Annotated in this window: 9 protein-coding genes and 1 pseudogene; 1 reads left to right on the forward strand and 9 read right to left on the reverse strand. The window is 73.3% G+C overall.

The genetic code is table 11. From position 1 onward, the window contains the following. From ABTY98_RS40910 to ABTY98_RS40945, 8 genes are all read right to left on the reverse strand, one after another. The coding region (locus ABTY98_RS40910) for a type I polyketide synthase (protein WP_352226254.1) at positions 1–1,793 on the reverse strand (1,793 nt) is incomplete at its 3' end. Positions 1,794–1,805: 12 nt separating this feature from the next. After that, positions 1,806–14,558: an SDR family NAD(P)-dependent oxidoreductase gene (locus ABTY98_RS40915; protein WP_352226255.1), complete on the reverse strand. Its 12,753-nt coding sequence runs from the start codon at positions 14,556–14,558 to the stop codon at positions 1,806–1,808. A gap of 322 nt (positions 14,559–14,880) precedes the next feature. Next, positions 14,881–16,122, reverse strand: a complete 1,242-nt coding sequence (locus ABTY98_RS40920; protein ID WP_352226256.1) for a cytochrome P450 — start codon at positions 16,120–16,122, stop codon at positions 14,881–14,883. Between the two features lie 370 nt (positions 16,123–16,492). Continuing rightward, complete coding sequence (locus ABTY98_RS40925) at positions 16,493–17,362, reverse strand: carbohydrate ABC transporter permease (protein WP_352226257.1); 870 nt, start codon at positions 17,360–17,362, stop codon at positions 16,493–16,495. After that, positions 17,359–18,342 (reverse strand): carbohydrate ABC transporter permease, encoded by a 984-nt coding sequence (locus tag ABTY98_RS40930; protein ID WP_352226258.1) that lies wholly within the window; start codon positions 18,340–18,342, stop codon positions 17,359–17,361. Before ABTY98_RS40930 ends, ABTY98_RS40925 begins: the two co-directional genes overlap by 4 nt. Beyond that, positions 18,336–19,661: an ABC transporter substrate-binding protein gene (locus tag ABTY98_RS40935; protein ID WP_352226259.1), complete on the reverse strand. Its 1,326-nt coding sequence runs from the start codon at positions 19,659–19,661 to the stop codon at positions 18,336–18,338. Before ABTY98_RS40935 ends, ABTY98_RS40930 begins: the two co-directional genes overlap by 7 nt. Then, positions 19,658–20,641, reverse strand: a complete 984-nt coding sequence (locus ABTY98_RS40940; RefSeq protein ID WP_352226260.1) for a GNAT family N-acetyltransferase — start codon at positions 20,639–20,641, stop codon at positions 19,658–19,660. Before ABTY98_RS40940 ends, ABTY98_RS40935 begins: the two co-directional genes overlap by 4 nt. Continuing rightward, positions 20,638–21,873, reverse strand: coding sequence for an exo-beta-N-acetylmuramidase NamZ family protein (locus tag ABTY98_RS40945; RefSeq protein ID WP_352226261.1), 1,236 nt, complete (start codon positions 21,871–21,873; stop codon positions 20,638–20,640). Before ABTY98_RS40945 ends, ABTY98_RS40940 begins: the two co-directional genes overlap by 4 nt. 284 nt (positions 21,874–22,157) lie before the next feature. Between ABTY98_RS40945 and ABTY98_RS40950 the strand changes: the two genes are divergently transcribed. Next, positions 22,158–22,577, forward strand: coding sequence for a hypothetical protein (locus ABTY98_RS40950; protein WP_352226262.1), 420 nt, complete (start codon positions 22,158–22,160; stop codon positions 22,575–22,577). Between the two features lie 35 nt (positions 22,578–22,612). On the opposite strand, the pseudogene ABTY98_RS40955 reads toward ABTY98_RS40950, so the two are convergent. Next, positions 22,613–22,694, reverse strand: a pseudogene (locus ABTY98_RS40955) (sigma factor); the annotation flags it as partial.

The raw sequence follows: 22,694 nt of genomic DNA on the forward strand, positions 1-22,694 counted from the left end.
AACCGCGAACAGATGTCCTCGAAGGACTCCGCGAACACCGCATACCGCTCAGCCAGCTCCCGCCCCATCCCCGACCACTGCGACCCCTGACCCGAGAACAGGAACCCGGTGAGCCCACCCCGGTCGGCCGGCGCACTGATCGCCCCCGGCCGCCCCTCCGCCAGCGCCTCCAGCCCGGCCAGCAACTCCTTCCGGTCCGCAGCCACCACCGCACCCCGGTGCTCCAAGGCGGCGCGTGTGGTGGCGGTGGCGAACGCCAGCCGGGCCACGGTCAGTTCGGGTTCGGCCGCGACGAACTCGCGCAGCCGCGCGGCCTGGGCCGCCAGGCCCGTCGCGCCCCGGCCGGAGAGCACCACCGGCACCGGGAGCGAGAGCACCGGCTGCGGAACCGGCTGCGGCTCCTCGTCGGCCGGGTCGGGAGCCTCTTCCAGGATGACGTGGGCGTTCGTGCCGCTGATGCCGAACGAGGACACCGCGGCGCGGCGCGGCCGCTCACCGCGTGGCCAGGGCACCGCCTCGGTGGCCAGTGAGAGGGTGCCGGAGGACCAGTCGATGTGCCGGGACGGGGTGTCCGCGTGCAGGGTCTTCGGCACGGTCTCGTGACGCAGTGCCAGCACGGACTTGATCACCCCGGCCACCCCGGCGGCGGCGAGGGTGTGTCCGATGTTGGACTTCACGGTGCCGAGGAGCAGCGGCCGTTCGCGGTCGGTGCCGTAGGTGGCCAGCAGGGCCTGTGCCTCGATGGGGTCGCCCAGGGAGGTGCCGGTGCCGTGCGCCTCCACCACGTCCACGTCCGAGGCGGACAGCCCCGCGGCGCTGAGCGCGGCACGGATGACCCGCTGCTGGGAGGGTCCGTTGGGGGCGGTGAGCCCGTTGGAGGCGCCGTCCTGGTTGACCGCCGAGCCGCGCACCACGGCGAGCGCGCGGTGGCCGTTGCGCTGCGCGTCGGACAGCCGCTCCAGGACCAGGACGCCGGCTCCCTCGGCCATGCCCATCCCGTCGGCGGCGGCGGAGAACGCCTTGCAGCGGCCGTCGGTGGCCAGCACCCGCTGGCGGCTGAACTCGATGAGCGGCCCGGGTCCTGCCAGTACGGTCACGCCGCCCGACAGGGCCAGGGTGGACTCTCCGTTGCGCAGCGACTGCACGGCCAGGTGCAGGGTGACCAGGGAGGTGGAGCAGGCGGTGTCCACGGTGATGGCCGGGCCCTCGACGCCGAGGGTGTAGGAGATGCGGCCGGACAGCACGCTGGGCACCACTCCGGTGACCAGGTGCCCCTCGACGCCGGCGGGGGCGTGGGCGAGGCCGGTGCCGTACTCCTGGTAGTTCTGGCCGACGAACACGCCGGTGCGGCTGCCGCGCAGTGTGGTGGGGTCGATGCCGGCCCGTTCCAGTGCCTCCCAGGAGGTCTCCAGGAGCAGCCGTTGCTGGGGGTCCATGGCCAGCGCCTCACGCGGCGAGATACCGAAGAAGCCCGCGTCGAACGCGCCGGGGTCGTCGAGGAAGCCGCCGCGCCGTACGTAGCTGTGGCCGGAGCGCTCCGGGTCGGGGTCGTAGATGCCGTCGACGTCCCAGCCGCGGTCGGTGGGCAGGTCACCGGTGACGTCCCGGCCCTCGGACAGCACCCGCCACAGGTCTTCCGGGGAGCGCACCCCGCCGGGGTAGCGGCAGGCCATGCCTACGACGGCGATGGGTTCGGTGCGGGACTGTTCGACGTCCTGCAGGCGACGGTTGGCCTTGCGGAGGTCGACCATGACCCGCTTCAGGTAGCCGCGGAGCTTCTCTTCCTCGGACATGTGCAACCCCCTTCAGTTCGCGTCTAGTTCGCGGTCGATGAGGTCGTACATCTCCTCGTTCGACATCGGGTCGAAGTCCTCCTCGTCCCCGCTGAGCTGCGAGAGCATCGCCCGCAGCCGCAGTTCGATACCGGCTCGGTCGTCGTCGGCGTCCGCCCTTGACAGTCGCTCGGCGAGCCGGTCCAGTTCGGTGAGGAGGGGTGGTTCGGGCGGCGCGAGCCGGGTGCGCAGGTACTCGGCGACCGCGGCAGGGGTGGGCTGGTCGAAGACGAGGGTGGCCGGCAGCGCCAGGCCGGTCGCCTCGCCGAGCCGGTTGCGCAGCTCGATCCCGGTCAGCGAGTCGTAGCCCAGGTCACGGAAAGCGTGGTCGGCGCCGATGGCGGCCCCGCCGGAGTGGCCAAGGACGACGGCCGCCTGCTCACGCACCAGCCGTAGCAGGGTGCTGCGGCGTTCGGTGTCCGACAGCCCGGCCAGCCGCTGAGACCAGGGGGACCCGGACGGCTGTGACTGCGGTTCGGACGGGTCGTGCAGCACACGCTGGGCCTCGGGGATCTCGGCGAACAGCGGCCTGCTGCGGGCCGAGGCGAACAGCGGCATGAACCTGGCCCAGTCGACGTCGGCCACCGACAGCCCGCTCTCGGCCCGTTCGAGGACGGTCCGCAGCGCGTCCAGCGCCGCTCCTGGGGCGATCAGCGGCAGGCCCTGGCGGCGAAGTTGGCCGGCGTCGACCCCGTCGGGGAAGCGGGCGCCGTCCCAGACGCCCCAGGCCACCGAGGTCACCGGCAGACCTGTGGCGCGGGCCTGCTCGGCGAGGGCGTCGAGTTCGGCGTTGGCGGCGGCGTAGGCGCCGTGGTCTCCGCTGCCCCACACCCCGGCGATGGAGGAGTAGAAGACCAGGGCGTCCAGTTCGGCCGGATCAAGCAGTTCGACGAGGTGCCGGGCGCCCTGGACCTTGGCAGTGAGTACGTCGGCGTACTCGGCGAGGTCGGTGTCGGGCAGTGCGGCCAGCCGCATCAGCGCGGCGGCGTGCACCACCGTGCGCACCACCTCACCCTGCTCCCGCAGCCCGGCCAGCAGCGCGGCCACGGCGGCCCGGTCGCCGATGTCACAGGCCCGCGCGGTCAGCCGTACGCCCAGGCCGTCGAGTTCGGCCGTCAGTTCGGCGATCCCGTCGGCGTGCGCGCCGCTGCGGCTGACCAGCACCACGTGCCGTACACCCTGCCCGGCGAGCCAGCGGGCGACCTCCGGGCCGAGGGCGCCGGTGCCGCCGGTCACGATCGCGGTGTCCCGGGCCTGCCAGTGGCCGGCCGCGCCGCCGTCGAGCGGGGCGCGCACCAACCGCCGTAGCAGCGTGCCGGATCCGCGCACGGCCAGCTGGTCCTCCTCGCCCCAGCCGCCGGCCAGCGCTCCGCGCAGTTGTGCCAGCGCGGCCTCGTCGAGGTCGGCGGGCAGGTCGACGAGGCCGCCCCAGAACGCCGGGTGTTCCAGCATCGCCACCCGGCCCAGGCCCCAGACCTGCGCCCCACTCGGGTCGCGCAGCGGATCGGTGGTGCCGGTGCTCACCGCGCCTGAGGTCACCAGCCACAGCGGCAACGCCGCGTCCACCTCGCCGAGCGCCTGCACCACCGCCAGGGTGGCGGCCACCCCGGCGGGCACCACCGGGTGGACCGGGTGCGGGCGGCGGTCGGCGGCCAGCAGGGACAGCACGCCGCGTGGGGTGTGTTCGGCCAGCGCGCGGCGCAGCCGCTCGGCGAGTTCGCCGCGGTCGGCATACTCGGTGTCCACGGTGAGGGTCCGCACCGGAAGGCCGCCGGTGAGTGTCTTCAGCCAGTCCTCGTCCGCGCCGGAGGCGGGCACCAGCGCCAGCCACTCGCCGTCCGTTTCGGTACGTTCCGGCGCGCCCGCGGGACGCCACTCGACGCGGTAGCGCCAGGCGTCGGACCGAGGCCCGGTCTGCTCGGCCAGCCAGTACCAGCGGTGCTGGAAGGCGTACGTCGGCAGGTCCACCCGTCGGGCGCCGGTACCCTCGAGCACCTCGGCCAGCCGTACCCCGGTCCCGCGCACGTAAGCCTCGGCCAGCGACTGGGCGAAGCGCGGCCAGCCGCCGTCGTCGCGCCGCAGCGTGGCGAGTACGGCGGCCCGCGCGCCGGCGGCGTCCACCGTCTCCTGCACGCCCGGGGCGACCACCGGATGCGGGCTGATCTCGATGAAGGTGCCGATCCCGGCGTCCAGCGCGGTGCGCACCGCGTCGGCGAACCGGACGGTCTGGCGCAGGTTGGTGTACCAGTACTCGCCGGTGAGTTCGCGGGTGTCCAGCCGCTGCCCGGTGACCGTGGAGTACAGCTCGGTGCGCGCGGCCCGCGGGCTGATCCCGGCGAGCAGTTCGGCCAGGCTGTCCTTGACGGCGGTGACCTGGGTGGAGTGCGAGGCGTAGTCCACCGCGATACGCCGGGCCCGTACCCCGCGCTCCTCGCAGTCGGCCCGCAGCCGCTCCAGGGCGTCCGGGTCGCCGGAGACGACGGTGGAGGTGGGGCTGTTGACCGCGGCCACGCCCAGCCGGTCGTCGGTGAACAGGGCCCGCACCTGGTCGGCGGGCAGCGCCACGGACATCATGCCGCCCTTGCCGGACAGTTCGGTCAGTGCGCGGCTGCGCAGACACACCACGGCGGCGGCGTCGGCCAGCGACAGTGCCCCGGCCACGCAGGCGGCGGCGATCTCGCCCTGCGAGTGGCCGATCACCGCCTCCGGTTCCACGCCGTACGAGCGCCACAGCGCGGCCAGCGACACGGTGACCGCGAAGGTCACCGGCTGCACCACGTCCACCCGCTCCAGCGTCGGCGCGCCCGGCAGCCCGCGCAGTACGTCCAGCACCGACCAGTCGACGTACTCCTCGATCGCGGCGGCGCACTCGGCCAGCCGGGCGGCGAACACCGGCGCGGAGTCGAGCAGTTCCAGCGCCATCCCGGCCCACTGGGCACCCTGCCCGGGGAAGACGAACGCCACCCGCCGCGCCGAGTCGGCCGCGGTGCCGCGTACCACGCCGGGGGTGTCCCGGCCCTCCGCGAGCGCACCGAGCCGCTCGCCCAACTGCTCGGGACCGGCGGCCAGGACGACCGCGCGGTGCTCCAGCGCGGCCCGACCGGCCACGCTGGACCAGGCGATGTCCCGCACCCGCTCGCCGGGGTGATCGGCGAGATGCGCCGCCAGCCGTGCGGCCTGCTCGCGCAGGGCGTCCCCGGTCTGCCCGGACACCACGACCGGCACCGGCCACGGCTCGGTGTCCGGCCCTGCCTCAGCGGACACGTCCGCCTGCCCCGGTTCCGGTCGTGCCCCGGCGGACGCGTCCGCCCCCGCCTGTTCGATGACCACATGCGCGTTGGTGCCGCTGATGCCGAACGAGGACACCCCGGCCCGGCGCGGGCGGCCGGTGTCCGGCCAGGGCTGTGCCTCGGTGAGCAGCCGTACGTCGCCGGACGCCCAGTCCACGTGCGGTGAGGGCTCGTCGACGTGCAGGGTGCGGGGCAGCACCCCGTGCCGTATCGCCTGCACCATCTTGATCACGCCGGCCACGCCGGCCGCGGCCTGCGCATGCCCGATGTTGGACTTGACCGACCCCAGCCACAGCGGATCGCCTGCGCGGTCCCGGCCGTAGGTGGCCAGCAGCGCCTGTGCCTCGATCGGGTCGCCCAACGGCGTCCCGGTGCCGTGTCCCTCGACCGCGTCGACGTCCCGGGCGGAGACTCCGGCGGCGGCCAGCGCGGTGCGGATCACCCGCTCCTGCGAGGGCCCGTTGGGGGCGGTCAGGCCGTTGGACGCGCCGTCCTGGTTGACGGCCGAGCCGCGCACCAGGGCCAGCACGGGGTGGCCGTTGCGGCGCGCGGCGGAGAGCGGTTCGAGCAGCAGCAGGCCGACGCCCTCGGCCCAGCCGGTGCCGTCGGCGGCCCCGGCGAAGGGCTTGCACCGCCCGTCGGCGGCGAGTCCGCGCTGCCGGGAGAACGCGGTGAACGTGGTCGGCTCGGCCATCACCGTCACACCACCGGCCAGGGCCAGCGAGCACTCACCGGAGCGCAGCGACTGTGCCGCGAGGTGCAGCGCCACCAGCGAGGAGGAACACGCCGTGTCCACGGTGACCGCGGGCCCCTGCAGGCCGAGCGTGTAGGCGACCCGGCCGGAGGCGACGCTGCCGGCGGTGCCGGTGAGCAGGTGCCCCTCGACGCCCTCGGGCAGCTCCCGCAGCGCGGTGGCGTAGTCGTGGTACATGACGCCGGTGAACACGCCGGTCCGGCTGCCGCGGACCGAGGACGGGTCGATCCCGGCCCGCTCCAGCGCCTCCCAGGCGGTCTCCAGGAGCAGCCGCTGCTGCGGGTCCATGGCGAGGGCCTCGCGCGGCGAGATCCCGAACAGACCGGCGTCGAACCGGCCGGCGTCGTAGAGGAAGCCGCCGTGCCGGGTGTAACTGGTGCCCGGGTGGTCCGGGTCGGGGTCGTACAGGCCGGTGACGTCCCAGCCCCGGTCGGTTGGGAAGCCGCCGACGGCGTCGACGCCGTCGGCCACCAGGTCCCACAGGTCCTCCGGAGAGGTGACCCCGCCCGGGAAGCGGCAGGCCATGCCGACGATCGCGATCGGCTCGTCCGCGGCCACCACCGGGGCGGCGGCCGCCGGGGCGCTCACGGCAGTGGCGTCGCCGATCAGTTCGCCGCGCAGGTGTCCGGCGAGTGCGGCGGGGGTGGGGTGGTCGAACACCACGGTCGCGGGGAGCCGTACCCCGGTCGCCCGGCCCAGCCGGTTGCGCAACTCCACCGCGGTCAGCGAGTCGAATCCGAAGTCCTTGAAGGGCCGGTCCGGTGACAGCCCGCCGGGATCGGCGTGCCCGAGCACCACCGCCGCCTGGGTGAGCACCAGGTCCTGGAGCACCCGCAGCGGCTCCCCCTCGGCCAGCCGCCGCAACAGTCCGTCGGCGCCGTCCGCAGCACCCTCGGTGGCGACAGCGCGACGCACCACCGGCACCAGTCCGCGCAACACCGGCGACAGCACGCCCTCGGCCGCCCGCTCGCGCAGCGCCACCGGGTCCAGGCGGGCGGCGAGCAGCACCGGGTCGTCCAGCGCGGTGGCCGTGTCCAACAGGTCCAGCGCGGTGCCGGAGTCCAGCGGCACCACACCGGCGCGGGCCAGCCGGGCGCGGTCCGTGCCGGCCATGCCCTCGGTCATGCCACTGCTCTCGGCCCACAGCCCCCAGGCCACCGCGGTCGCGGGCAGCCCGGCGGCCCTGCGCTGCGCGGCCAGGCCGTCCAGTGCGGCGTTGGCCGCCGCGTACGCGGCCTGCCCCGCGTTGCCCAGCGTCCCGGCCACCGAGGAGAACAGGACGAACGCGTTGAGTTCCGGGCCGGTCAGTTCGGCCAGGTGGCGCGCACCGTCCACCTTCGCCCGGAACACCTCGGCCACCCGCTCCGGGCTGAGCGCTGCCAGCACCCCGTCATCGAGGACCCCGGCGGCGTGCACCACCGCCGTCACCGGATGCTCGGCCAGCACCGCGGCCACCGCCTCCCGGTCGGCCACATCACACGCCACCACCGCCACCCCGGCACCCAACTCACCCAACTCCGCAGCCAGCTCCGTCACACCCGGCGCATCACCACCCCGCCGAGAAACCAGCACCAGACCACGCACCCCATGACGCACCACCAAATGCCGCGCCACCAAACCCCCGAGCGTCCCACTCGCCCCCGTCACCAGCACAACATCCTCAGCCGACCAAGGAACACCCCCACCCACCTCCGACACCCGCGCCAACCGCGGCACCAACACCCGCCCCGCACGCAAGGCCAGTTGGGCCTCCCCGGCCGCCGCCAGCCTGGGCAGCAACGCCTCGGACGCGGTGTGGCCGTCCGTGTCGACGAGTACGAACCGGTCGGGGTTCTCCGTCTGCGCACTGCGCACCAGGCCCCACACCGCCGCGGCATCGGGATCGACCGGCTCCCCCGGGCCGGTGGCGGCGACCGCTGCGCGTGTGAGCAGTACCAGCCTCGATTCGGCGAACCGCTCATCGGCCAGCCAGTGCTGTGCCACCGCCAGGGCGTCCGTCACCCCGGCCACCGCAACACCGACGACTGCGGGCACCGGGCCGTCCAGGTCCGGCAGCCACGCCCACTCCCCGTCCCGCACCGGCGGCACCAGCGGAACCCAGTCGGTGCGGTACAGGTGATCCCGGCGGCCGGCGGCGAGTTGTTCGGCGCTGACCGGGCGGAAGGCCAGCGAATCGATCACCGCGACGGGGTTGTCCTCGGGGTCGGTCACGGTGAGGGAGACGGCTCCCCCGGCCGCGGGGCGCAGCCGCACCCGCGCCGCGGTGGCACCGGTCCGGTAGAGCCGGACCCCGGTGAAGGCGAACGGCAGGCCGGTGGTGGCCGTGTCGTCGGCCGGGACGGCCGCGTGCAGCGCCGCGTCCAGCAGTGCCGGGTGCAGTCCGTACGATCCGGCGTCCGCCGTCGCCGATTCGGGCAGGGCTACTTCGGCGAACAGGTCGTCGCCGTGCCGCCACAGCCTGCGCAGGCCCTGGAAGACCGGCCCGTAGCCGTAGCCGAGCCGGGCCAGCGCCGGGTAACGGTCGGCGAGTTCGACCGGGGTGGCGCCGGCCGGCGGCCAGTCGCCGGTCGCGGGCGGGGACACCTCCGTCATGCCGAGCCTGCCGGTGGCGTGGTGCGTCCACTCGGGGCCGTCGCCCGGCCGGGAGTACACGTCCACGGCGCGGCCGCCGTCCTCGCCGGGCGCGCCGAGCACCACCTGTACGCGCACGCCGCCGCGCTCGGGCAGGGTCAGCGGCGTGTGCACGGTCAGCTCCTCCAGCACCCGGCAGCCCGCCTCGTCCCCCGCACGCACGGCCAGTTCGACGAAGGCCGTGCCGGGCAGGACGGTGGTGCCGAAGACGGTGTGGTCGGCCAGCCAGGGCTGCCGCTGCCGGGACAGCTCACCGGTCAGCAGCACCTCCCCGGTGGAGGCGACCGGCGCGGCGGCGCCCAGGAGCGGGTGCGCGGTGGCGTCCAGGCCAAGGCCGGCGGGGTCCGTGCCGCCTGACGGGGTGGGCAGCCAGTAGCGCTGCCGCTGGAAGGCGTAGGTGGGCAGCTCCGTCCGGTGACCCGGGGCGCCGAAGGCGGCGGTCCAGTCCACTCGGACCCCGCGTACCTGCGCCTCGGCCAGCGACTGCAGGAACCGGCCGGGGCCGCCCTGGTCGCGGCGCAGTGAGCCGACCACCACGGCCGTGCTGCCCGCCGCCTCGACGGTGTCCTGGACGGCCGCGGTCAGGATCGGGTGCGGGCTGGTCTCGACGAACACGCGGTGCCCGGCGCGGTCCAGTTCGCGGATCGTTTCTTCAAAGCGGACGGTCTGGCGCAGGTTCCGGTACCAGTACTCGGCGTCCAGGGCTGCCGTGTCGAGCCGTTCGCCGGTCACGGTGGAGTAGAAGGGGATCTCGGCGCTGTGCGGCTCCAGTCCGGCGAGCCGGTCCAGCAGTTCGGTGCGGATACGTTCCACCTGCGCGGAGTGCGAGGCGTAGTCCACCGCGACCAGCCGGGCCCGTGCGCCTTCGGCGGTCAGCTCGGCTTCGAGTTCCCGGAGGGCTCCGGGTTCCCCGGAAAGCACCACCGCCGCGGGCCCGTTGACCGCGGCGACCGACACCCGCCCGTCCCAGCGCGGCAGCCGCGGTTCCAGTGCGGCGACCGGGAGCGCCACGGACATCATCCCGCCGGCGCCGGACAGCGCCCCGAGCGCGGCGCTGCGCAGGGCGCTCACCTTGGCGGCATCGCGCAGGGACAAGGCCCCCGCCACACACGCGGCCGCGATCTCCCCCTGCGAATGCCCCACCACCGCATCCGGCTCCACCCCGAACGACCGCCACAACGCCGCCAACGAAACCATCACCGCGAACGACACCGGCTGCACCACATCCACCCGCTCCAACGACGGCTCCCCCACCTCCCCCCGCAACACACCCACCAACGACCAGTCCACGAACTCACCCAACGCCGAAGCACACTCGCCCAACCGCTCCGCGAACACCGGCGACGACTCCAGCAACTCCACCGCCATCCCCGCCCACTGCGCACCCTGCCCCGGAAACACGAACACCGTGCCGCCGTCGACGTCGGCGACCCCGCGCACCAGGCCGGGCGTCTCCTCGTCGGCGGCGAGGGTGCGCAGGTCCCGTACCAGGTCCGTGCGGTCGGTGGCGGTGAGCACGGCGCGGTGCGGCAGCGCGGCCCGAGTGGTCGCGGCGGCACGGGCGACGTCCGCCAGAGCCGCTCCGGACTCGCTCTCCAGGTGTGCGGCCAGCCGCTCGGCCTGCGCCTGCAACGCGGCCGCGGTCTGCCCGGACAGCACCACCGGAACCGGACCGGACCGCAGCACCGGCTCCGGTGCCGGCGCGGCTTCCACCGCTGCCGCTACGGGCGCCTGTTCCACGATGACGTGGGCGTTGGTGCCGCTGATGCCGAACGAGGACACCCCGGCCCGGCGCGGCCTGTCGTGCTCCGGCCACGGCCGCTCCTCCGTCAGCAGCCGCACCGCACCGGACGCCCAGTCCACGTAGGGCGACGGTTCGTCCACGTGCAGGGTGCGGGGCAGCAGCCCGTGCCGCAGCGCCTGCACGACCTTGATCACACCGGCGACCCCGGCGGCGGCCTGGGTGTGGCCGATGTTGGACTTCAGCGAGCCCAGCCAGAGCGGCTCGCCGGCGCGGTCCCGGCCGTAGGTGGCCAGCAGCGCGTGGGCCTCGATGGGGTCGCCCAGGGTGGTACCGGTGCCGTGTGCCTCCACCAGGTCCACGTCGGCGCCGGACAGTCCGGCGGTGGCCAGCGCGGTGCGGATCACGCCTTCCTGTGCGGGGCCGTTGGGGGCGGTCAGTCCGTTGGAGGCGCCGTCCTGGTTCACCGCCGAGCTACGTAGCACCGCGAGCACGGGGTGGCCGTTGCGGCGGGCGTCGGAGAGCCGCTCCAGGACGAGTTGGCCGGCGCCCTCCGCCCAGCCGGTGCCGTCGGCCGCCGCCGCGAACGACTTGCACCGTCCGTCCGGCGCGAGTCCGCGTTGCCGGGAGAACTCCACGAAGATGCCCGGCGTGGGCATCACCGTCACCCCGCCGGCCAGCGCAAGCGAGCACTCTCCCGACCGCAGCGCCTGGGCCGCGAGATGCACCGCCACCAGCGACGAGGAGCACGCGGTGTCCACGGTGACCGCGGGCCCGCGCAGTCCCAGGCTGTAGGCGATACGACCGGAGGCGACGCTGGCCGTGGTGCCGGTCAGCACATAGCCGTCGAGGCCGTCGGCGCCCTCGTGCATCCGGGGGCCGTAGTCCTGTGCCATGACCCCGGAGAACACGCCGGTCGCGCTGTCCCGCAGGGACAGCGGGTCGATCCCGGCCCGCTCCAGTGCCTCCCAGGAGGTCTCCAGGAGCAGCCGCTGCTGCGGGTCCATGGCCAGCGCCTCACGCGGCGAGATCCCGAACAGACCCGCGTCGAACTCGGCTGCCCCGTAAAGGAATCCGCCACTGTGCGCGTAGCTGCGGCCGGGCCGGTCCGGGTCCGTGTCGAAGAGCCCGTCCAGGTCCCAGCCGCGGTCGGTGGGAAAGCCGCCGATCGCGTCGGTGCCGGCGGCCACCAGGTCCCACAGCTCCTCGGGCGAGCCGACCCCGCCGGGGAACCGGCAGGCCATCCCGACGATCGCGATCGGGTCGTCGGCGGGCGCCGGGGGCGGGGGATCCGTCATCGGCCTCTCGGGCCCGGTGTCCTGCCCTGTCCGTGCGGCCAGTTCGGCGGTCAAATGCGCGGTGATCCGTTCCGGGGTGGGGTGGTCGAGTACTACGGTGGCGGGCAGCCGTACCCCGGTCACCTCGGCCAGCCGCTGCCCCAGCTCCACCGTCATCAGCGAGCCGAAGCCCAGATCCTTGAACGGGCGGCGCATGTCCAGCTCTTCGGCGGAGTCCAGTTCCAGCGCCGCGGCCACCTCGGCGCGCACCAGCGCGCGCACGGCTTGCTCCCGCTCGGCCGCGGGCAGTCCGGCGAGTCCCGACTCCGGCCGGGCCGGCGTCCCGGTCACCGATGCGGCCGGTACGGCGGGGGTCGCGCCGCCGGAGGCCGTCACCCCGGCGATCCAGTGCCGACGCCGCTGGAAGGGGTAGGTGGGCAGCGGGATCCGCCGGGCACCGGAGCCGTCGTAGAACCGCGCCCAGTCGACGGGGACGCCGCGCGTGTGCACCCGGGCCACCGCGGTGAGCAGCGATCGCAGGTCGGGGCGTTCCCCGCCGGTCATCGCGGGGACGAACGCCACGTCCTCGGGGGCGCTGCCCGGGCCCATGGCGCACAGGGTGCCGTCCGGGCCGAGCTCCAAGAAGGTGCGGGCGCCGCCCGCGCAGGCCGTGGCGACGGCGTCGGCGAACCGTACCGTGCCGCGGGTGTGCCGCGCCCAGAACTCCGGCCAGTCGAGGCCGGTGACGTCCAGTTCGGCGCCGGTCAGTGAGGACACGACCGGCAGGGTCGGGGGCCGCCAGTCGATCCGGGCCGCGGCGGCGCGCATCCCGTCCAGGATGCCGTCGACGTGTGCCGAGTGGCTGGCCATCGGGACCTGGATGCGGCGGGTGCGGCGACCCCGTGCGGACCAGCGGCCGGCGATCGCCAGGGTGGCGTCCTCGTCCCCGGACAGCACGGTGGCGGTGGGGCTGTTGAGGGCGGCGACGGACACCAGTGCGCCGGTCGCCTCCACGTCCGGCAGCAGCTCCGCCTCGGACGCCTCGACCAGGATCATCGCCCCGCCGGGCGGGATGTCCTGCATCAGCCGGCCGCGGGCGGCGACCAGCGCGCAGGCGTCGGCCAGTGACATCGCTCCGGCGACGTGCAGGGCGGCCAGTTCGCCGAAGGAGTGGCCGAGGACCGCGTCCGGGGTGATCCCCCAGCTCTCCATGAGCCGGTACAGCCCGACCTGGACGGCGAACAACGCGGGCTGGGTGTAGGCCGGTTCGTCCAGCAGGGCCACGTCCGCCGAGCCCTCCGCGGCGAAGACCACGTCGAGCAGGGGGCGCGGCAGGTGCGGGCGCAGCTCCGCGGCGATCTCGTCGACCGCCGCGGCGTACACCGGGTGGCGCCGGTAGATCTCCCGGCCCATGCCCGGCCGCTGGTTGCCCTGGCCGGCGAACAGGAACACGGTCCGCCCCTCGACGGCCGTGCCGCGCACGACTCGGGCGTTCGCCGCGTCTCCGGCCAGCGCCGCCAGGAGGCTGGGTACCTCTTCGGCGTTCTCGGCGACCAGCACCGCCCGCCGCTCCAGCGGGCTGCGCGTGGTGGCAAGCGAGTAGGCCAGGTCCAGCGGGGACGCCGTCGACTCGCCCACCCGGCCGGCCAGTTCGGCCAGCGCCGCCGGGGCCCGCGCGGTCAGCGGTACCAGTAGCGGACCGTCGTACCTCTCGGCGTCGCGCTCCGGTGCCGGGGCGGCGGCGGGCGGCTCGGTGAGGACCATGTGGCAGTTGGCGCCGCCCATGCCGAACGAGCTCACCCCGGCGAGCAGCGGGCCCTCCGTGGCGGGCCAGGGCACGGCCTCGGTGACCACCCGCAGGCCCAGCTTCGTCAGCGGGATCCGCGGATGGGGGGTGCGGAAGTTCAGGCTGGGCACCAGTTCCCGGTGCGAGAGGCACAGCACCGTCTTGAGCAGACCGGCGATCCCGGCCGCGCCCTCCAGGTGCCCGATGTTGGTCTTCACCGAGCCGACCAGCAGCGGCCGCTCCCGCTCGCGCCCTGCCACCGCGCCCAGGGCCGCGGCTTCGACGGGGTCGCCCAACGGTGTTCCGGTGCCGTGCAGTTCCACGTAGTGCAGCTCGGCCGGAAACACTCCGGCCGCCGCGCAGGCGAGGCGCAGCACGTCCTGCTGTGCCTCCTGGCGTGGGGCGGTCAGCGAGTCGCCGCCGCCGTCGTTGTTGACGGCGCTGCCCCGGATCACCGCGTGCACGGTGTCCCCGTCGGCCAGTGCCGCCGACAGTGGCTTGAGCACCAGCACCGCGCCGCCCTCGCCGCGCACGAAGCCGTCGGCCCGCTCGTCGAAGGTGTGGCAGCGCCCGTCCGGTGAGATCGCGCCCAGCGCCTGGGTGACGTCGTAGCCGTCCTGGGTGATGTTCAGGTTGACGCCACCGGCCAGCGCCGTCGTGCACTCCCCCGCCGCGAGTGCCCGGCAGGCCAGGTGGACGGCGAGCAGCGCGGAGGACTGGGCGCTGTCCACCACCATGCTGGGGCCGCGCAGCCGCAGGGCGTAGGACACCCGGTTGGCGATCATCGCCCGGTTGCGTCCGGTGGCCGAGTGCGGGCTCAGCCGGGCGCCGCGCAGCGCCGCGTAGTCGTCGTAGGTGGCGCCGACGTACACCCCGGTGCCGCCTGCGCGGTCATCGTCGCCCGGGACGATCCCGGCGTCCTCGAACGCCTCCCAGGCCAGTTCGAGCACCAGCCGCTGCTGCGGGTCGAGCACGGCCGCTTCGCCCGGGGAGACGCCGAAGAAGCCGGCGTCGAAGGAGTCGACCTGGTCGAGGAAGCCCGCCCGTACCGGTTCGCCGGAGGGCAGCACGGGTACCGCCGGGCCGTCCGGGTGGCAGCGTCGCGGGCCGGGTTCGCCCAGCGCGTCCCGCCCGTCGCGCAGCAGCCGCCAGAACTCGGCGGGGTCTGCCGCCCCCGGCAGCCGGCACGCCAGGCCCACGACCGCCACCGGTTCCTGGTCGGCGGCGTTGCCCACTCGGTCACCCACGCGCGTCTCCCCTCCACGTCGTCTCTTCGAGGACACGTCTGATCCGCCCGGCAGCCGGGATTCCGGACGTCCACGGTCTTGGCTGTGCTGCGGGCAGGGCTGAGCGGCCCCTTGAGCACACCCGGCGCGTTCGGCCGGCGGGCACGTCGCAGGCCCGGCCCGGGGCAGCACCGGGCCGATCGGATTCGGGTGGAGCGCGGACCGGCATCGGCCACCGGTCCGCTTCAGGCTGCCGCGGTCACCACGTCGTGACCGTCGTCCCAAGACCGCCGCGGCGGCCAGGGTGATGGCGTCCGCCGTGCGCGGCAGGAGGCGGGTCCGCTCAGGCGCGGACGAACTCCACGGGCACTCTCAGTGCCACCGTGTGCTTGCTGTTGTTGGCCCAGGGCACCGGACCGGTCAGCCGCACCTCGGCGACCCGGTCGAGCAACGCGCCGAACAGCGTGCGCAGTTCGATACGGGCGAGGTCGACCGCGAGGCAGCTGTGCGGCCCCTGGCCGAAGGCCACGTGCGGGTTGGGGTCCCGGCGGACGTCGAAGGACATGGCCTCGTCGAACACGGTCTCGTCCCGGTTGGCCGAGGACCACCAGAGCGTCACCTTGTCGCCGCGGCCGAACCGCACGCCGTTGAAGGTGAAGTCCTCGGTGGCCGTCCGCCGGTTGTACGGCGTCGGCGTGGACCAGCGCATCATCTCCTCGACCGCGCTGTCCAGCAGCGAGCGGTCCGCGCGCAGCGCCTGCCACTGCTCCGGCCGTTCGGCCAGGGCGAGCAGGCCGACCGCGATCACGTTGCGGGTGGGCTCGCTGCCCGCCAGGGTCAGCAGGTTGACGAACACCTCGCGCTCGTAGTCGCGCAGCGGCGGTTCGCCGTGGCCCTCCGGCAGGTCACCGGCGGCGATCACGGACAGGAAGTCCTGGGCCGGGTCGGCGCGCTTCTCGGCGATCAGTTTGACGCCGTACTGGTACATGGCCAGCAAGGAGGCCTGGCTGCGGGACGAGGCCTCGCCGGACTCGCGGTCCTCGTAGCCCATCACGACCTCGGTCCAGTCGACGAACTGCGGCCAGTCCGCGCGCGGTATGCCCATCAGCGCGGCCATGACCTCGACCGAGTACCGGCCGGCGACATCGTTCTGGAAGTCGCAGGAGCCCCGCTTGACGACCTCGTCGATGATCGTCTCGGCGCGTTCGGTGATGGTCGGGGCCAGCGCGTCGAGGACCGGGCCGGTGACCGAGGGGCTGACCAGGTCGCGCAGCAGCCGGTGGCGTGGGTCGTCCATCATGTTCAGCATCGCGCCGGAGTAGGTACCGGCGGGCAGATCGTCGAGGTGTGTGCCACCGCCCTCGCGGTCACCGCCGCCCTGGGAGGAGAGCAGCGGATGGGCCGCGGCCTCCACCACGTCGGCGTAGCGGGACAGAACCCAGAAGTTCTCACCGTCGCGGGTGCGGCCTGGCGGGTGCAGCAGGATGGGTGCTTCCCGGCGGAGCCGGGCGAAGACCTCGTGCGGGAAACCGGCGCCGAACCGGTCCTGGTCACTGAGATCGAACCCGCCGAGAACAGCGGGCAAGTCGCTTTGGGAAACCTCGGTGGCGCTTCGTGATAACGGGAGGGCGGGCTGTTCCAATGACATTAGCTCTCCATTTTTTGCACTGACGTATCGCGGAACGTCAAAAGCAGCATCAGTGTCACCCGACCGTGGAATTGACGTCAAGCGGCCCTTGAAGAAGTTGGGCTGACGCTGGGATGTCCTTTAGGGAGGACCGGCAAGGAACGTCCCTGGCCAGGGGGTTGATACCGCGCGCCGCACCCGGGGCGCCCGCACTGTTGCATGGTGCAGGCGTACCGCACGACCGATCAGAGAACAAACCCCTCAAGGACAATCCGTTGTGCTACGACAAACAGCGTATCGACACCACGATCTGGGTAGGATGCGCGGTTCACTTGAGGCCGCTGAGCATCACACCACGGATGTAGTGCTTCTGCAGCAACAGGAAGAGGACCAGGACCGGCAGAGTGCTCAGGACCAGGCCGGCCATGACGATCGGGGTCGTACGGGCCGGGTCGACATAGTCCTGCAGGAGCTGAATGCCTACGGGCAGGGTCATCACGTCCGGGTTGGCCGTCGAGACGAGCAGCGCCCAGATGTACTCGTTCCAGGCGTCGACGAAGGTCAGCAGTCCTAGGGTGACGAGGACCGGCTTGGTCTGCGGGACGACGATCCGCCACCACACGGTGAACTCCCCCGCCCCGTCGATGCGCGCGGCCTCCAGCACCTCGTCCGGGATCGAGACCATGAACTGGCGCATCAGGAAGATCCCGAAGCTGCTGACGAGGAACGGCATGGCGAGCGCCGCGATGCTGACGGTCAGACCGGCGCCGCCGCGCCCGAACAGGTCGTTGCCGCCCGCCAGCGGCCAGTGCACCAGGATCAGGAAGTGCGGGACGAGGAAGAGGAACGGCGGGAACATCATCGTCGACAGCACCAGGCGGAAGACGAAGTCCCGGCCGGGGAAGCGGAGTTTGGCGAGCGCGTAGCCGGCGAGTGACGAAGTGACCAGCACCGAACCGCTGATCACGGCCGTGGCGACGACGCTGTTGCGGAAGAGTACCGGAAGATCCAGCTGGTGGACCGCCGCCCGGTAGTTGGACAGGTCGAACGCCTCGGGCAGGAACCGGTACGGCAGTGTGCCGGCCTCGTCGGCCCCCTTGAACGACGTCATCACCATGTCGAGGAACGGCACCACCGTGAGCACGGCGCCGGTGACGACCAGCAGATACGACAGCCACGGGAACCGTCGGCGGGTCATACGTCCTCCCCCTTGCGCCGGAAGAGCCACAACTGCACCAGCGTGACCGCGAGGACCACCGCGAAGAGCACGAAGGCGGCGGCGCTCGCGGTGCCCCAGTCGCCGTACGAAAAGGCCTGCCGGTACATCTCGAGGGCGGCCACATCGGTCGCGTCGCCGGGGCCGCCCTTGGTCATCACGATGATCAGCGCGAACGACTGGAGGCCGGTGAGGAACTGGGTGATGCACACGAACAGCAGGGACGGCCGCAGCAGGGGCAGCGTGATCCTCCAGAAGACGGTGACGGGCCCGGCGCCGTCGAGCGCGGCGGCCTCGTAGTACGACTGGGGGATGGACTTCAGTCCAGCGGTCAGGACGAGGATCGCCGAGCCGACCGAGGCCCAGGCCTGGACGACCACGACCGCGGGCAGCGCGGTGTCCGGGTCCTGGAGGAACGCCACCGAGCCCAGCCCGAGGGCGTTGAGGACGCCGTTGACGAGGCCGCCGGGTTCGTACATGTACTTCCAGACGTTGCCGACGGCGACGACCGTCGTGACGATCGGCAGGAAGTACAGGGTGCGCCACAGCCCCTGGAACCGCAGTTTGTCGATACAGGTGGCGACGAGCACGGAGCCGGCCAGCGCGAGGGCCACGGTGCCCAGGGCGAACAGCAGTGTGTTGGTGAGGACCGGCGTCAGGAACGTCGCCCCGTCCGCGAAGAGCCCGACGAAGTTGTCCGGTCCGACGGGGTCGATGTCGCCGAGATCGAAGCCCGCCCAGCGGGACATGGACAGCAGCAGCGCGAATCCGAGCGGCAGGGCGAGGAAGACGGCGTAGAAGACCAGCGTGGGGGCCAGGAAGAGGTAGGCGACGACGGCCTGGCGGCGCCGCTGCCGGTCCCGGCCGCGTCCCCGGCCACGTCCCCGGCCGCGGACGCCGACGGCGGGCTGGTCGCGGGCCGCCCGTTCGGCCGCCTCCGTTGTCAGGGTGGCGTTCACCATGAGCGCGACACCTCCTGGTCGACCTGTCGACGGGTGGTACGCAGGGCCTCGTCGACGGACTGCTGACCGGTCCACAGCGCCTCGATGTTCTTGCGCAGCAGCGACTTGGCCTGCTGCGCGCCCGGTCCGTTCGGCTCCGGCACCGCGTACGCCAGTGCGTCCAGGAACGGCTGAAGATTCGGGTCGCCGCCCGCGCCGAGGAGGGTCCGCATGTCGTCGGCGCGGCCGGTCAGGGAGCCGACCGACACCTGCAGGGCACTCATCCGGGTGGCACCGCGCACCTTCTCGGCGTTGAGCCAGCGCAGGAACTCCCAGGCCTCCCGCGGATGTTCACTGGCGGTGTTGACGCCGAGCATGAACCCGGTGGACAGCGTGGCGCGCCGGCCGTCCGCCTCGGGGAGGGGCACGGGCGCCACACCGACGTCGCGGTAGTCCTCGCCCATCAGGGACTTGAGGTTCGCGGTCCACCAGCCGGCGCTGATCACCATGGCCACCTGCCCGGACGCGAACGCCTTGTAGACGTTGACACCGGGGGAGCTCGCACCCTTGGCGACGAGGCGGTGCTCCAGGTCGAGCACGGCCCGGCCGGCCGGAGAGTCGATGACGGTGCTCCTGCCGTCCGCGGCGACGAACCGTCCGCCGGCGGCGTTGAGCAGCGCCAGGGTCTGGCCGACGGTCGTGGAGTCGTCGTAGGTCGACAGGCCGAACCCCTGGACCAGTGTGTTGCCATAGCCGTCCCGCCGGGCGGTGCGGTACGCCGTCTGCTCCAACTCCCGCCAGGTGCGCGGAGGTCCGTCGACGCCGGCCTCCCGCAGCAGCCGCTTGTTGTAGTAGAGCGCGTACGTCTGCGTCTCGGTGGGGTAGCCGTAGACCCGGCCCGCCACCGACGAGGAGCCGACCGCGGCGGCGCCGTAACCGCGCCTGATCTCCTCCGCGTGCTCGGCCGGGGCCGGCCGCAGGACGCCGGCCCGGACGAGCTGACCGTTCCACAGGCAGTACGGCTGGAGGATGTCGGCGCCCTGGCCCGCGGCCTGGCGGACCATGAACGTGGTCAGCAGGTCGGTGAACTCGACGGCCTTCGTCGCCACCTTGACCCGGTCGTGGGTGGCGTTCCACTCGTCGACCGGGCCCTGCAGGGCCTCCTTGAGCTCGCCGCTCGCGTAGTGGGAGAGCAGGGTGAGGACGACCGGGTCCCCGGGCCGCCCGGTGCCCCGGGACGGCGCGGCACACGCGGCGCAGCCGGACGCGAGCAGCGCGGCGGGCAGGGCGAACCCGAGGTGACGGCGGCTCAGCCGGCCGGCCGGGTGTGCTGGCGTCATCGGGCGGCCGCCTCCCGGCGCAGCACGCGGAACACCCGGGTCGTGGTGAATCCGGTCTTCCGGTAGAGGTGGCCGGCCGGTGACTGGGCGCCGGTCCACAGGAACCACGCGGAGTGGGCGCGCAGGGCCCGCATCCGTTCCAGGACCAGGTGGAGGAGTACCTCACCGAGTCCGGTACCGCGCATCTCCTCCAGCACCCCGATGGGGCCGAACCGCTCGTCCACCGAGTCGAACGCGCCGTGCATCGCCCAGCCGACCATACGGCCGGCCGGGTCGCGGGCGACGACGATCCGGTCGGGCGGTGTGCCCGCGGCCAGACACGCCCGGATCGTGCAGGCCCAGTCCGGGCCGAAGTGGCGCCCGGCGAGCGCGAGGAGGTCCACCAGGTCGTCGTCGGCCGGGGTGGCGAACCGGTAGCCCTGCCCGGTCAGTTGGTCCAGGCGACGGGTGACGTCGTCCGGGAAGCGGTAGCCGACCAGGACACGGTCCATCGCGGCCGCCTCGTACAGGGTGCGAAAGCCCAGGGACTCCAGGAGTCCTGCCGCCTCCGGGTAGGCCTCGGCGTCCAGACCCGGGAACACGTAGTTCGGGGTGTAGGAGGAGAAGTCGATGCGGGTACGGCCGTGGCCGTGCAGCCAGTCGAGGGCGTCGGTGAGCAGCCGGCGGCCGAGGCCGCGCCCGCGGGCGGCCGGGGCGACGAAGAAGAACGGGATCCACCCCTGCTCGGGCTCCAGGTCGGTGCCGGCCATCGGCGTCAGCCGCCGTACCGCGTAGGCGGCGCCGACCACACGGTCGCCGTCGACGGCGACCCGCAGCCCCTCGGGATCGAAGTTGGGGTCGAGCAGCACCAGGGTGCGGAAGCGGTCCGCGGTGATGGGGTCGGCCGGCGCGCTCCGGCGCCATGCCTCGACCACCTGCGGGCCGTCGCCCGTGCGAAAGCCGCGGATCCCGGCCGGGGATGTCGTCGTGCGGTCGGTCATCGACGGGATCGTCCTTCCGGGCGTGGCGGCACGTCTGTGGGGTAGAGCAGCACGTCCTCGCCGGCCCAGCGGTCGGGCGGGGCCGGGGGATCGCACAGCGGCAGCGGGTCGTCGCCCGCGTCGACGGTCCGCCGCAACCGGTCGGACCCCCACAGCAGGTCGACGAAGTGACGGTGGCCGGTGTCCTCGGCGCCCCCGTCGACGGTGTGCCAGGCGAAGTCGTCCGGGTGGAGCCGGCGGATCACGGCGAGCATCGCGACGGCGGTGCGGACGGGGGCGAACGCCCTGCGGTCGGTGATGTGCAGCTGGACTCCCCGCAGCGGCCGTCCGGCGTGTTTGTGGAAGGCCGGTACGTAGCGCAGGTCGCGAAAGTGCACTCCGGGCAGGGCGAGTTCGGCGAGAGCGGGCGCGAACCGCTTGTCGAGGTAGGGGGCGCCGACGATCTCGAAGGGCTGTGTGGTGCCTCGGCCTTCGGAGAGGTTGGTCCCCTCGAAGAGACAGGTGCCGGGGTAGACGGCGGCGGTGGCGTGCGTCGGGATGTTCGGCGACGGGGCGATCCACGGCAGCCCGGTGGCCTCGGCGTCCATGGCGCGCTGCCAGCCGACGGCCTCGATCACCGTCAGGTCGACGGCGCTGCCCGCCACTTGGGGTACGGCGGAGGCGTTGAAAAGCCGGGCGAGTTCGCCACAGGTGAGGCCGTGCCGGACGGGGATCGGGACGCGTCCGACGAAGCTGGCCCACACCGGGTCGAGCGACGGGCCCTCGCTGACGAGTCCGCCCAGGGGATTGGGCCGGTCGGCGACCACGAACCGGACGCCGGTGCGTGCCGCCGAGACCATCAGGTCGAACATGGTCCACACGTAGGTGTAGAACCGGGCCCCGATGTCCTGGAGGTCGTACACCAGGGTGTCGACGCCGCTGTCGATCAGCAGCTTGTCGAGGCGCTCGCCCTCGCACCGGTAGGTGTCGTACACCGGCAGGCCGGTGTCGGGGTCCATCCCGGCGGCCTCACTGTCGCCGGCCTGGCCGGTCCCCCGCAGCCCGTGTTCGGGACCGAACAGGGCTGCCAGCGGCGCGCCGGCCGCGAGCAGCGCGGGCGCTGCCGGGCGCAGATCGGGGAGGACTCCGGCATGGTTGGTCACCAGTCCGAACCGGTCGGCACCGGCGAGTCCGGGCGAGTCAAGCAGTCGCGCGATCCCGGTCGTCACCGCGTCACCGTCGTCCGTGCTCATCCCTTGCCCCGTCCGCCGGTGACGCCTCTCTCAAGCAGTGGTCGGGAATTTACTCTTATGTCCCGCATTTAGCGGCAATGAATCGCCGACAGTTCGCACGCCTCCTCCGTCGCCCGCGCACGGGTGACCACCCTTGACCAACCGCCTTGACGGTTCCCGCACTTGCCCTCGTTCGCACTGCCCACCGCCGGCCGGACCGGGGTGCCACGACACGCCGACGGGCATCGCCCGGACGAGGGACGTTGCCGTGTCGCCGGGACGCCCGGGCGCGGTGACGGTGTGTGATGGCGGCGGACCTCGGTGTTTCCGTCGACTCCGTCGTCACCGCGTTCACCGTCGGCACCGTCGTCACCGCTTTCACGTTTTCACCGCTCACGAAGGACATCACGATGCGCCTCAGCCGTCCGCTCACCGCCGCTCTCGGCGGGCTCGCCCTCGCCATCATCACTATCGGTCCGGCCGCAGCCGCCGACGGGACGTTCGTCTGGGTGGGGCCCAAGGGCAAGGCGTACGCCATCCAGAACCCGCCGGACCGCAAGTGCCTCGGCATGGCGCAGGAGGCGCGCGGCCCGCAGAACGCCACGAAGAAGTCGCTCGTCGTCTACAGCAAGCAGAAGTGCCAGGGCACCGCGCACCGGATCGCCCCCGGGCACTCGGCGCCCAGCAGCGTCCACTTCGCCAGCGTGGTCTTCAACCCCCGCTAGGCCACGACCTGCCAGCCCTCCGGTGGCGCCGGTCAGTCGAACTTCTCGACGGCGCGGATCAGGCCCAGGTTTCCCTCCTGGACCAGGTCGAGCATGGTCAGGCCGCGGCCGACGTAC

This window comes from Streptomyces sp. NPDC096040 (assembly GCF_040303265.1).
GTDB lineage: Bacteria > Actinomycetota > Actinomycetes > Streptomycetales > Streptomycetaceae > Streptomyces.

Excerpts from the sequence above, each read along its gene's own strand:
- ABTY98_RS40945 (WP_352226261.1), bottom strand. The coding sequence starts at position 21,873 with ATGAGCACGGACGACGGTGACGCGGTGACGACCGGGATCGCGCGACTG.
- ABTY98_RS40950 (WP_352226262.1), top strand. The coding sequence starts at position 22,158 with ATGGCGGCGGACCTCGGTGTTTCCGTCGACTCCGTCGTCACCGCGTTC.
- ABTY98_RS40935 (WP_352226259.1), bottom strand. The coding sequence starts at position 19,661 with ATGACGCCAGCACACCCGGCCGGCCGGCTGAGCCGCCGTCACCTCGGG.
- ABTY98_RS40940 (WP_352226260.1), bottom strand. The coding sequence starts at position 20,641 with ATGACCGACCGCACGACGACATCCCCGGCCGGGATCCGCGGCTTTCGC.
- ABTY98_RS40925 (WP_352226257.1), bottom strand. The coding sequence starts at position 17,362 with ATGACCCGCCGACGGTTCCCGTGGCTGTCGTATCTGCTGGTCGTCACC.
- ABTY98_RS40930 (WP_352226258.1), bottom strand. The coding sequence starts at position 18,342 with ATGGTGAACGCCACCCTGACAACGGAGGCGGCCGAACGGGCGGCCCGC.